The sequence below is a fragment of the Streptomyces sp. NPDC051051 genome (assembly GCF_040682975.1).
Lineage (GTDB): Bacteria > Actinomycetota > Actinomycetes > Streptomycetales > Streptomycetaceae > Streptomyces.
Map to the genome: position 1 here is coordinate 182,668 of NZ_JBFBCB010000005.1, position 12,513 is coordinate 195,180.

General features: G+C 69.6%; 9 protein-coding genes and 1 riboswitch. Of the genes, 6 read left to right on the top strand and 3 right to left on the bottom strand.

Annotation, left to right across the window (positions count from 1 at the left end; genetic code table 11):
* Positions 1–265: 265 nt before the first annotated feature.
* Positions 266–1,549, bottom strand: coding sequence for an extracellular solute-binding protein (locus AB0N31_RS06210; protein WP_366057175.1), 1,284 nt, complete (start codon positions 1,547–1,549; stop codon positions 266–268).
* A gap of 422 nt (positions 1,550–1,971) precedes the next feature.
* Between AB0N31_RS06210 and AB0N31_RS06215 the strand changes: the two genes are divergently transcribed.
* From AB0N31_RS06215 to AB0N31_RS06240, 6 genes are all read left to right on the top strand, one after another.
* Positions 1,972–2,736, top strand: a complete 765-nt coding sequence (locus AB0N31_RS06215; protein WP_366057176.1) for a GntR family transcriptional regulator — start codon at positions 1,972–1,974, stop codon at positions 2,734–2,736.
* A 204-nt stretch (positions 2,737–2,940) separates the two neighbouring features.
* The gene (locus AB0N31_RS06220; RefSeq protein WP_366057177.1) at positions 2,941–3,207 is read left to right on the top strand and encodes a DUF3311 domain-containing protein; all 267 of its coding nucleotides are present in this window, start codon (positions 2,941–2,943) and stop codon (positions 3,205–3,207) included.
* Positions 3,204–4,838 carry a monocarboxylate uptake permease MctP gene (gene mctP, locus AB0N31_RS06225; protein WP_366057178.1) on the top strand — a complete coding sequence of 545 codons (1,635 nt, stop codon included), beginning with the start codon at positions 3,204–3,206 and terminating at the stop codon, positions 4,836–4,838. The genes AB0N31_RS06220 and mctP overlap by 4 nt, the downstream gene beginning before the upstream one ends.
* Positions 4,839–5,018: 180 nt before the next feature.
* Positions 5,019–5,162, top strand: a riboswitch (cobalamin riboswitch).
* Positions 5,163–5,284: 122 nt separating this feature from the next.
* Positions 5,285–7,654, top strand: coding sequence for a ribonucleoside-diphosphate reductase subunit alpha (locus AB0N31_RS06230; RefSeq protein WP_366057179.1), 2,370 nt, complete (start codon positions 5,285–5,287; stop codon positions 7,652–7,654).
* On the top strand, positions 7,654–8,664 hold the full coding sequence (locus tag AB0N31_RS06235; RefSeq protein WP_363091029.1) for a ribonucleotide-diphosphate reductase subunit beta: 1,011 nt from the start codon (positions 7,654–7,656) through the stop codon (positions 8,662–8,664). Before AB0N31_RS06230 ends, AB0N31_RS06235 begins: the two co-directional genes overlap by 1 nt.
* Positions 8,665–8,875: 211 nt before the next feature.
* Positions 8,876–9,838: a helix-turn-helix domain-containing protein gene (locus tag AB0N31_RS06240; RefSeq protein WP_366057180.1), complete on the top strand. Its 963-nt coding sequence runs from the start codon at positions 8,876–8,878 to the stop codon at positions 9,836–9,838.
* Between the two features lie 24 nt (positions 9,839–9,862).
* Here AB0N31_RS06240 and AB0N31_RS06245 read toward each other — a convergent pair whose 3' ends face one another.
* Both AB0N31_RS06245 and cyc1 read right to left on the bottom strand, forming a co-directional pair.
* Positions 9,863–11,233: a cytochrome P450 gene (locus AB0N31_RS06245; RefSeq protein WP_366057181.1), complete on the bottom strand. Its 1,371-nt coding sequence runs from the start codon at positions 11,231–11,233 to the stop codon at positions 9,863–9,865.
* Positions 11,230–12,285 (bottom strand): epi-isozizaene synthase, encoded by a 1,056-nt coding sequence (gene cyc1, locus AB0N31_RS06250; protein WP_366057182.1) that lies wholly within the window; start codon positions 12,283–12,285, stop codon positions 11,230–11,232. The genes AB0N31_RS06245 and cyc1 overlap by 4 nt, the downstream gene beginning before the upstream one ends.
* Between the last annotated feature and the right edge of the window lie 228 nt (positions 12,286–12,513).

Sequence of the window (12,513 nt, forward strand, 5' to 3'; positions counted from 1 at the left end):
GCGGCGAACCCCCGCAGGTGTACGGCGGCCGGGGCCCCGCGGGTCGGACGGGAGGCGGGGCCCCGCGGGCCGGACGGCGGCGGAGCCCTCGCAGGTCGAAGGCGGGGCAGGGCCCCGCGGGCCGGACGGGCTGCGGGGCCCGTGAGCCGGACGGCGGCAAAGCCCCCGCGGGGCCACGGGGCCGGGCCCCGTCAGGCGTGCGGGGTGGACGCCCCGCGGGTCGTACGGACGGCGGGGCCCCGCCGCGGCGGAGCCCCGTCCGTCGTCACTTGGTGTTGATGACCTTGTCGATCGCGGCGTCCGCCTCCTTGGCGGCCTCCTCGACGGTCTTCTTGCCGGTGCCGATGCTCTGCAGCATGGTCTGGAGGACCTGGGCCTTCTCGACCTGGCCCCAGCCGGGCGCCATCGGGACGAACCAGTTGGACTCGGCCGCGGTGGCCGGGACGACCGTCTTGGGGTCGTTCTTCAGGGTCGCGAGGTCGGTCTTGTTGTTGGGCAGGTTGCCCTTGGCCATCAGGCCCTTCTGGCCGGCGGGACCGGTGAACGCGTTGATCCACTCGGCGGCGAGTTCCTGCGCGTCCGACTTGACCGGGACGGCGAGGTCGGAACCGCCCAGGAAGACGGGGAGGTTCTTGCCGGACGGGCCGGGCATCACGAAGTTCTCGAGGTTGCCCTTGAGCTTGCCGCTCTTGTCGTTCTCGGGGGCCTCGGCGGTCCCGCCCTCCCAGGCGGCGCCGAAGATCATGCCGGACTTGCCCTGGCCGTAGACGATGTAGCGGTCGGACTCGTCCTTGGTCTTGTCGCCGTGCATGTACGTGTCGACGACGTTCTTGAACTCGGTGAGGCCCTTGACGGACTCGGGCGAGGAGAGGTTGCCCTTCCACTGGCCGCCCTCCTCCTTCGCGATGGAGCCGCCGGCGTCGTAGACGAAGGACATGGCCGCGTACCAGTCGCGGGTGGGCTGGTACCAGGCGCTGAACTTGTCGCCCTCCTTCTTCTGGACCTTGTCCAGGGCGGCGGTCAGCTCCGCGTAGGTCTTCGGGGCCGCCTTGACGCCGGCGGCGGCGAAGAGGTCCTTGCGCCAGTTGCCGACGCGGCCGCCCGCGTAGTACGGCACACCGTAGGTCTTGTCCTCGTACGTCACCGAGGCCTTGAGGCCGTCCAGCCAGGCGGAGGAGTTGTCGAACGCGGCGGCGTCCAGGGGGGCGAAGGCGCCCTTGACCATGTAGCCGAGCATCTCGGTGTTGCCCATCTCGACCACGTCGGGGGCCTTGTCGGTGGCGAGCACCGCGTCGAGCTTGGCGTTCTTGTCGGGCCAGCCGTAGTACTCGTGGGTGATCTTGACGCCGGGGTGCTTCTTCTGCACCGCCGCGTCCGCGGCCTTCACCAGGTCGGGCCAGTTGTTCTGCGCGTCGACGGTCAGCCAGACCGTCAGCTCCTTGGCGTCGGCGCCCTTGTCCGAGCCCCCGCTGTCCTTGTCGTCCCCGCACGCCGCGATGGAGACCATCATGCCCGCGATACCGATCGCGGCTATCAGCTTGCGCTTCACGCCAACCCTCCTCAGGGATGCCACAAACCCCCCTGCCTCCCCGCCGCGGTCGAGCGTCAACGCGTACCGTCCGTGGGGCCAGGACCTGGACCAATGGTGTAGACCAGTACCGGGAGCTTGGCTCAGACCAATAGGGCTGTCAAGGGTGTTCGACCGGGGTCGAGTCGTCCGTTACGGGACCGCGATATGCAGGGACTTTTCAATTCGGGGGCGGCCGATCGGCCCCCTCCGGCGGAGCGAACCAGCGGGGCGTGAGGGCGTGCTGGACTAGACCAAGGAAGGTCTCGGAGGTATACAGAGGAGATCACGGAGCGCGCGGGGGCACCGCACTGGACACCCCGCCCACGAACCCGTGCCACGATGTGAGCCGCGGCCGACGTCAGCGTCGGCCGGTTCGGCACCCGGAGCCGGGAAGGCAGGCCATGAGCACCGACGTCAGCAGTGCGGAGAACGAGGGTGGGGCGACCGTCCGTACCGCGCGCGTGCCCAAGTACTACCGCCTGAAGAAGCACCTCCTCGACATGACCGAGACGCAGTCGCCCGGCACCCCGGTGCCGCCCGAGCGCACGCTGGCGGCCGAGTTCGACACCTCGCGCACCACCGTGCGCCAGGCGCTCCAGGAACTGGTCGTCGAGGGCCGGCTGGAGCGCATCCAGGGCAAGGGCACCTTCGTCGCCAAGCCGAAGGTCTCCCAGGCGCTCCAACTCACCTCGTACACCGAGGACATGCGCGCCCAGGGCCTCGAACCCACCTCGCAGCTGCTGGAGATCGGCTACATCACGGCCGACGACCGCCTCGCCGAGCTGCTCGACATCACCGCGGGCGGCCGCGTACTGCGCATCGAACGGCTGCGCATGGCCAACGGCGAGCCGATGGCCATCGAGACCACCCACCTGTCGGCCAAGCGCTTCCCGGCCCTGCGCAGGTCGCTGGTGAAGTACACGTCCCTCTACACCGCGCTCGCCGAGGTCTACGACGTCCACCTGGCCGAGGCCGAGGAGACCATCGAGACCTCGCTGGCCACCCCGCGCGAGGCGGGCCTGCTCGGCACGGACGTCGGCCTGCCGATGCTGATGCTGTCCCGCCACTCCGTGGACAAGGAGGGCCGGCCGGTGGAGTGGGTGCGGTCGGTGTACCGGGGGGACCGGTACAAGTTCGTCGCACGGCTCAAGCGGCCTGTGGACTAGGGCCTCTCGTCGGGATCATGCCGGGCTCGCGGGCCCTGGCACCGCGCCCTGATCCAGCCTGATCCCGACGAAAGGCCCTGGGGCCTGCCGGTCATCCGTCGGAGCGACGGGACCGATATCCGGACGAGGTCTTCCGCTTCCCTTTATCCGTCACCTACATTTCGTGCGCGTTGCACGTGATCTGCTAGGGGACGGAGCCACCCGATGTCAGAAGCCCCAGAAGTGACCACAGGGCCGGTGGTGACGCCGTTGCGCGTCGTCATCGGCCTGTGCCTGTTCGCGCCCTTCGTGGCGATGCTGTGGGTCGGTTCGTACGCGAAGACCGACCCCGCGTTCATCGGCATCCCCTTCTTCTACTGGTACCAGATGCTGTGGGTGCTGCTCTCCACCGCGCTCACGGTGATCGCCTACAAGCTGTGGCAGCTCGACCAGCGCGGCCGCGCGAACCGGGGCGGGGGTGCGGCGAAGTGAAGGACGGCGTGAACGGCGTCGCACTCGCCGTCTTCATCTTCTTCTTCCTGGCCGTCACGGTCATGGGCTTCCTGGCCGCGCGCTGGCGCAGGGCCGACGACGAGCACAGCCTCGACGAATGGGGCCTGGGCGGCCGGTCGTTCGGCACCTGGGTCACCTGGTTCCTGCTCGGCGGCGACCTGTACACGGCCTACACGTTCGTGGCGGTCCCGGCGGCGATCTACGCGGCCGGCGCGGCGGGCTTCTTCGCGGTGCCGTACACGATCCTCGTCTACCCGCTGATCTTCACGTTCCTGCCGCGCCTGTGGTCGGTGTCGCACCGGCACGGGTACGTGACGACCTCGGACTTCGTGCGCGGCCGGTTCGGCTCCAAGGGGCTGTCCCTGGCCGTGGCCGTCACCGGCATCCTGGCCACCATGCCGTACATCGCGCTCCAGCTCGTCGGCATCCAGGCCGTGCTGGACGTGATGGGCGTCGGCGGCGGCGAGAACACCAACTGGTTCGTCAAGGACCTGCCGCTGCTGATCGCCTTCGGCGTGCTCGCGGCGTACACCTACTCGTCGGGGCTGCGGGCGCCCGCGCTGATCGCGTTCGTGAAGGACACGCTGATCTACATCGTCATCGCGGTGGCGATCATCTACATCCCCATCAAGCTCGGCGGGTTCGACGACATCTTCGCCAAGGCGGGCGACGCCTTCGCGCAGACCAACCCGGCGACCGGCAAGCCACGCGGTGCGCTCGCCCCGGCCGAGGCGGGCCAGTGGACGTACGCCACGCTGGCGCTGGGGTCCGCGCTGGCGCTGTTCATGTACCCGCACTCGATCACCGCGACGCTGTCCTCGCGCAGCCGTGAGGTGATCCGCCGCAACACCACGATCCTGCCGCTGTACTCCCTGATGCTCGGCCTGCTCGCCCTGCTGGGCTTCATGGCGATCGCCGCCGGAGTGAAGGTCACCAACGGCCAGTTGGCGATCCCGCAGCTCTTCGAGGACATGTTCCCGGCGTGGTTCGCCGGTGTGGCCTTCGCGGCGATCGGCATCGGCGCGCTGGTGCCGGCCGCCATCATGTCCATCGCGGCCGCGAACCTCTTCACCCGCAACATCTACAAGGACTTCATCAAGCCGGACGCCACGCCCAAGGAGGAGACCCGTGTCTCCAAACTGGTCTCGCTGCTGGTGAAGGTGGGCGCGCTGGTCTTCGTCCTCACCATGGACAAGACGGTCGCCATCAACTTCCAGCTGCTGGGCGGCATCTGGATCCTCCAGACCTTCCCGGCCCTGGTGGGCGGCCTGTTCACCCGCTGGTTCCACCGCTGGGCCCTGCTGGCCGGCTGGGCCGTCGGCATGGTCTACGGCACGTTCGCGGCGTACGGCGTCGCCTCTCCGACGCAGGCGCACTTCGGCGGCTCGTCGAAGGAGATCCCCGGCATCGGCGAGATCGGCTACATCGGCCTGACGGCGTTCGTGCTGAACGTGGTGGTGACGGTGGTGCTGACCTTCGTCCTGAAGGCGCTCAAGGCCCCGGAGGGCGTCGACGAGACGTCCCCGTCGGACTACACGGCGGACGCCGGCGACCCGGGCGTCCAGGTGGAGCTGCCGCCGGCGACGGCGGGGGCGGGAGCGGGGCACTAGCGCGGGGCGTCCCCGCCCACCACTCCCTCCACATCCCGCAGCGGGCCGCCCGGGGCACGTCGCCCCGGCGGCCCGCTGTCGTACGCGCTCGTGCCGCGAGGACGGGGCCCTGTCCCCTCGGAGTTGACGCTGCGAAGCCAGCCCGACACAACATCTGGGGGTCACGTGGCAGCCCGGCACAAGATGTATGCTCATGCTCGCTGTCGCCGCAGGGGAATCCGGTGCGAATCCGGAACTGTCCCGCAACGGTGTACGTGCGTGCGCGCATACCCATATGCGCACGCATGGTCAGTCCGAGCACCTGCCGGCAGCGCACCCGGTCCGTCCGGCTCGGGTGCCCTGACGTCCGGGCCTCGCGGAATGGGCCGGTGGACGCGACGCGCCCCGCGCTCGTGTGCCGCCCCCTGCCCTGCGCAAGGCCCCCGCCGAGCGAGGGAGAGCCCCACGTGACCATCGCGCCAGCCGAACCGGCTTCAGCAGCCCCGGAGACCGACGGTCCCGGAGCCGCACTGCTGCGGACCCTGACCGAGCTGACCGCCGACCTCCCCGACACCGACCCCGGCCGGGTCGCCGCCGCCGCGCTGCGGGGCCGGTCCGCGCGGGCGGACGAGGCGGAGCTGCGCGAACTGGCCACGGAGGCGGCCGCCGGTCTGATCTCCGAGGACCCCGCCTACTCCCGGCTGGCCGCCCGGCTGCTGACGATCGGCATCCGCGCCGAGGCCGCCTCCCAGGGCGTCACCTCCTTCACCACGTCCGTCGCCGTCGGCCACCGCGAGGGCCTGATCGCCGACCGCACCGCCGAGTTCGTGCGGCTGCACGCCGCCCGGCTCGACGCGCTGGTCGACACGGACGCCGACGACCGCTTCGGCTACTTCGGCCTGCGCACCCTGCACAGCCGCTACCTGCTGCGCCACCCGCTGACCCGCAAGGTCGTCGAGACCCCCCAGCACTTCCTGCTGCGGGTGGCGAGCGGCCTGGCCGAAGACGACACGGCGAGGTCCGTCGACGAGGTCGCCGCGCTCTACGGGCTGATGAGCCGCCTGGACTACCTCCCCTCCTCCCCCACCCTGTTCAACTCCGGCACCCGGCACCCGCAGATGTCGTCCTGCTACCTCCTCGACTCCCCCCTGGACGAGCTGGACTCCATCTACGACCGCTACCACCAGGTCGCCCGCCTCTCCAAGCACGCCGGCGGCATCGGGCTGTCGTACAGCCGCATCCGCTCGCGCGGGTCGCTCATCCGCGGCACCAACGGGCACTCCAACGGCATCGTGCCGTTCCTGAAGACCCTGGACGCCTCGGTCGCCGCCGTGAACCAGGGCGGCCGGCGCAAGGGCGCGGCCGCGGTCTACCTGGAGACCTGGCACTCCGACATCGAGGAGTTCCTGGAACTGCGCGACAACACCGGTGAGGACGCGCGCCGTACGCACAACCTCAACCTGGCGCACTGGGTGCCGGACGAGTTCATGCGGCGGGTCGACGCCGACGGGCAGTGGTCGCTGTTCTCCCCGGCCGACGTACCCGAGCTGGTCGACCTGTGGGGCGACGAGTTCGACGCGGCCTACCGCGCGGCCGAGGCCGCGGGCCTCGCGAGGAAGACCATCGCGGCCCGCGACCTGTACGGACGCATGATGCGCACCCTCGCCCAGACCGGCAACGGCTGGATGACCTTCAAGGACGCGGCCAACCGCACCGCCAACCAGACCGCCGAACCGGGCCACGTGGTCCACTCCTCGAACCTGTGCACGGAGATCCTGGAGGTCACCGACGACGGCGAGACGGCGGTCTGCAACCTGGGTTCGGTGAACCTCGGCGCGTTCGTCGACACGGCCCCCGGGGCCGCCGAGGTCATCGACTGGGAGCGGCTGGACGAGACCGTCCGCACCGCCGTCACCTTCCTCGACCGGGTCGTCGACATCAACTTCTACCCCACCGAGCAGGCGGGCCGCTCCAACGCCCGCTGGCGCCCGGTCGGGCTGGGCGCGATGGGCCTCCAGGACGTCTTCTTCAAGCTGCGGCTGCCCTTCGACTCGCCCGCGGCCAGGGCGCTCTCCACCCGGATCGCCGAGCGGATCATGCTCGCCGCGTACGAGGCCTCCGCCGACCTCGCCGAGCGCAACGGCCCGCTGCCCGCCTGGGAGAAGACCCGTACCGCCCGGGGCGTGCTGCACCCCGACCACTACGGTGTCGAGTTCGCCTGGCCGGAGCGCTGGGCGGCGCTGCGCGAGCGCGTCGCGGCGACCGGCATGCGCAACTCGCTGCTCCTGGCCATCGCGCCGACCGCCACCATCGCGTCCATCGCCGGTGTCTACGAGTGCATCGAGCCGCAGGTCTCCAACCTGTTCAAGCGCGAGACGCTGTCCGGCGAGTTCCTCCAGGTCAACTCCTACCTGGTGCGGGAACTCAAGGAGCTGGGCGTCTGGGACGCCCGCACCCGCGAGGCCCTGCGCGAGGCGAACGGCTCGGTGCAGTCCTTCACCTGGATCCCCGAGGACGTACGGGCGCTGTACCGCACGGCGTGGGAGATCCCGCAGCGCGGCCTGATCGACATGGCCGCCGCCCGCACCCCGTACCTGGACCAGGCGCAGTCCCTGAACCTGTTCCTGGAGACGCCGACGATCGGCAAGCTCTCCTCGATGTACGCGTACGCCTGGAAGTCGGGCCTGAAGACGACGTACTACCTGCGCTCCCGCCCGGCGACCCGCATCGCCCGCGCGGCACAGGCGCAGGCCCCGATCCCCGTGCAGCAGCCGGCCCCCGAAGAGGCCGTCGCCTGCTCCCTCGAAAACCCCGAGTCCTGTGAGGCCTGCCAGTAATGCCGGAGAACAAGAACCTGCTCGACCCGGGCTTCGAGCTGACCCTGCGCCCGATGCGCTACCCCGACTTCTACGAGCGCTACCGGGACGCCATCAAGAACACCTGGACCGTCGAGGAGGTCGACCTCCACTCGGACGTCACCGACCTGGCGAAGCTGACGCCCGCCGAGCAGCACCTGATCGGGCGGCTGGTCGCGTTCTTCGCGACGGGCGACTCGATCGTGGCGAACAACCTGGTGCTGACGCTGTACAAGCACATCAACTCCCCCGAGGCGCGGCTCTACCTGAGCCGGCAGCTGTTCGAGGAGGCCGTGCACGTCCAGTTCTACCTGACCCTGCTGGACACCTACCTCCCCGATCCGGAGGACCGCGCCGCCGCCTTCGACGCGGTCGAGAACATCCCGTCCATCCGGGAGAAGGCCGAGTTCTGCTTCCGCTGGATGGACTCGGTGGAGAAGCTGGACCGGCTGGAGTCGGCGTCCGACCGCCGCCGCTTCCTGCTCAACCTGATCTGCTTCGCCGCCTGCATCGAGGGCCTGTTCTTCTACGGCGCCTTCGCCTACGTCTACTGGTTCCGCAGCCGGGGTCTGCTGCACGGCCTCGCCACCGGCACCAACTGGGTCTTCCGTGACGAGACCATGCACATGTCCTTCGCGTTCGAGGTCGTCGACACCGTCCGCAAGGAGGAGCCGGAGCTGTTCGACGACCGGCTCCAGGAGCAGGTCACCGACATGCTGCGGGAGGCCGTCGAGGCCGAGCTGCAGTTCGCCCGCGACCTGTGCGGGGACGGACTGCCGGGCATGAACACCGACTCGATGCGCCAGTACCTCGAGTGCGTCGCCGACCAGCGGCTCAGCCGCCTCGGTTTCGCCCCGGTGTACGGCTCGGAGAACCCGTTCTCCTTCATGGAGTTGCAGGGTGTTCAGGAGCTGACCAACTTCTTCGAGCGCCGTCCGTCGGCGTACCAGGTGGCGGTGGAGGGCACCGTGGACCTGGACGAGGACTTCTGAGTCCGCGGCCCGCGCAGTCGGCGGTCGATCCGGCGTTCGTGGGCCAGGCCCGCGAGCGCCGGACCCGTGAGGAGGAGGAAGAGGGCCAGGACCGTGAGGATGTCGGTGAGTGCGTTCATGGGGGTAAGCATCGTGCGCGTGCGACACCCCTGACAGTGGCAGGACTGCCGTACACCTTTGAATTCCTGCCACCTCGGTGCACACTGGCCGCATGTTGAAGAACGTGACCGCGGTCCTCCTCGACGGCGTGCACCCCTTCGAACTGGGTGTCGTCTGCGAGGTGTTCGGCATCGACCGCAGCGACGAGGGGCTGCCGGTCTACGACTTCGCCGTCGCCTCGGCCGAGGGATCCACCCTGTCCACCCACGCGGGGTTCACCGTGAACACGGAGCACGGGATCGAACGGCTGGAGAGCGCCGACCTGATCGCCGTACCGGCCGGCGACGCTTACACGGCGCGGGAGTTCCCGCCCGAGCTGCTCGACGCGCTGCGCCGGGCCGTGGACCGCGGGACCCGGGTGCTGAGCGTGTGCTCCGGGGCGTTCGTGCTCGCCGCGGCGGGACTGCTGGACGGGCGGCGCTGCGCGGTGCACTGGCGGCACGCGGAGCAGCTCGCCCGCGAGTACCCGCGCACGAGCGTCGAGCCCGACGTGCTCTACGTGGACGAGGACCCGGTGATCACCTCGGCCGGCACGGCCGCCGGCATCGACGCCTGCCTGCATCTGGTGCGCAAGGAGCAGGGGCCCGAGGTCGCCAACGGGATCGCCCGGCGGATGGTCGTACCGCCGCACCGGGACGGCGGCCAGGCCCAGTACGTCCAACGGCCGCTGCCACGTTCGTCCTGCGACACCGTGGGCGAGGTGCTCGCGTGGATGGAGCAGCACCTCGACCGGGAGGTCACCGTCGAGCAGCTCGCCGCCCGCGCCCACATGTCGCCGCGCACCTTCGCCCGCCGCTTCCAGCAGGAGACCGGCACCACGCCCTACCGCTGGATCCTGCGCCAGCGGGTGCTGCTCGCCCAGCACCTGCTGGAGGCGTCCGACGAGACGGTGGACGCGATCGCCTGGCGCACCGGCTTCGGCACGGCGGGCGCGCTGCGGCACCAGTTCGTGCGGGCGCTGGGCACCACCCCGAACGCCTACCGGCGTACGTTCCGCGGCCCCGAGGCCGCCTGAACGCACGCCGGCGCGCGCACGGTCTCACCGCGGGACGGGCTTCAGCAGCAGCCGTTGGGGACGCAGCGTGATGCCCACCCGGGTCGCGTCCACCGAGCCGGGGGCCTGCTCGAAGCGGAACCCGTCCGCGAGGACCGCCGTGACCAGCGTGAGCAGCGCCATCGAGAAGTGGTCGCTCGGGCACTTGCGGTTGCCCACGCTGAACGGCCGCATCGCGTACTTCGGGATGTCCTTCGAGCGCTCGGGGCGCCAGCGGTCGGGGTCGAACTCCAGGTGCCGCTCGTAGGACCGCGGGTCGCGCTGGATCGCGTACGGGCTGTACACGATGTCGGCCCCGACCGGAATGCGATAGCCGCCGAGTTCGGTGTCGGTGACCGCCCGCCGCGTCAATATCCATACGGCCGGATGCAAACGCATGGCCTCGATGACGACGTTGTTGGTGTGCGTGAGCTTGCGCACGTCGTCGAATGCGACGGGCCGTCCTCCGGTCACCTCTCGAACCTCGGCACACACTTTGTCCGACTGCTCCGGGTGATCAGCCAGCACCAGCAGCAGGGACATGATCGTGGAAGCGATGGTTTCGCTGCCGGGGGTGAGTATCGCGACCACCTGGTCGTGGATCTCCTGTTCCCCGATCGGGTCGCCATTGTCGTCCTTCGCCTCCAGCAATGCCGTCAGCAAATCGTCCGGCTTTTGACCGGATGCCCGGCGTTCGGTGACGATCTCGTCGACCAGGAGATGCAAATCGGCCAGCGCCCGGTTGAATTCGCGGTTGGCCGGAAGCGGCAGCCGGTAGAGCGGCCCGAGGGGCACCACCATCCGGTGGTACATACCTTGGAAGACGCTGGCGAGCGCGATGCACAGCCGCTCGGCGCGTTCGTCCATGAACTGCCCGCGCAACAGGCAGCGGGCCGCGACCCGCACCGCGATCCGAAACGACTCCGAGGTGCAGTCGATCGTCTCGCCGCCCTTCCAGCGCTCGACGAGCGCGCGCGTCTCCTCCTCCATGATCGGCCCGTAGGCGGGGATCGCGTCGAGACGGAACGCGGGCTGGACGGTGCGCCGCTGGCGGCGGTGGAGCGGACCGTTGGCCGTGGCCACGCCCTCCTTGCCGAGCAGGCCCTCCAGGGACTCCCACAGGGGTCCGGCGATGATGTAGTCGGGGCTCAGGGCCAGCGCCCCGGTGAGGGCCGGCGTCGTGACGGCGTACACCGTCTTGGGCCCGAGCCTGATGCGGACGACGTCGCCGTGGTCGCGCAGCTGCGCCATGAAGGCCAGCGGGTCGCGGGCGAGTCTCCAGCCGTGGCCGAGAAGCGGAATCCCGCCACCGGCCAGGGGCGGCTCGCGCAGTTCCGATGCGTCGGACGTCACGGGTTTCACGGACTCGACGGTCATTTCTCACCTGCCGCTTCGTTGTTGACGTACGGGGGCGTGGACCGGTCGTCCCAGCTGTCGACCATGTAGCGGCCGGACTCGTGGTGGAACCAGTAGACGGAACTGAACCAGTTCCGCATGTTCGCGAGGCAGGCGCGCACGGCGACACCGAGTTCTTTTCCGGGGACCGTCCCGTCGGTCAGCCGGTCGGCCAGCATCAGCACGTCCTTCTCGACGACGAGGAATTCGGATATACATTCCTCGACGCGCCGCCTGATTTCCTCGACCGCTTCTTCGAGTGTCAGTCCTTCATGGGTGACGAGACTGATTCCGAGATTGTGCACCTCGTCGCCCGCTATTTCCTTCGGGAGGGAGCAGAGGTCGTTGTACCAGGCGGCGAATTCCTGACTCAGCAGAGCCGCACGCCGATAGGCCGGGTGTTTCCGCACCGGGTCCGGGAGTTCGCGGCCCGCGCTCGGTTCCAGCAGGTCCGTCCAGATCCAGTGCGCGAAGGTGAGCCGGCGCAGGGCCAGATACTCCTCCACGCCCGGAACGCGCCCCGCCACCCGGTTGTGGAATTCGCGGTCGTACGCCTCGATCACCGCGTGGAAGTGCCGGGCGAACCGCGCGTTCCACGTGTCGGGGAGGAAGGAGTACAGCCGGCCCACACTGTCCGCGAGTCCGGCTACCAGCGGATCCTCGTGGCGCAGGTGCTCCTTCGGGGAGTCGAGGGCCTCGTGCAGGCGGAGCCGCAACTCCCGCCAGGCGGCGGCCCGGCCGTGCACGACGTCACGGTCGTGCCGGTCGTCCCAGACGAAGAACCACGCGCTGTAGTCGGCGATGGCCTGCACGACCTCGTCGGGCGCGCCGAGGTAGTAGCCCGCCATCAGGTCGGTGTAGCACAAGCCGTCGGCATATTCCGCGACCTTGTCGGGGGACATGAGTCGCCTTTCCAGCAGCCACGATCGCGTGTTCTCCTGCAACTGGGGCCAATAAGGATGCCGTTGCCGGGGAAACACCGCCTCGACGACCGGAAGGGAGAGCGACGGGGGAACCGCGGTCACGGTCCCCACGGTCCGGTATGTGGTGCTGTATGGGAAAGCCGGCACGAACAACCCCTCTCAGCCGCCGGTTGGCACACACCCCTCCCTCCGTGCCGGGCGTGCGCCGTTGCGTATCCCCGCACTTCCCATTCAGCACTACAACTGACCGTCCTGGGAACGGATTTGCTTCATTCACTACCCCGACACGCCGAGAATCCCCCTTGCGTGACCGGTTGTGGATCAGTGGACGGCGAGGGC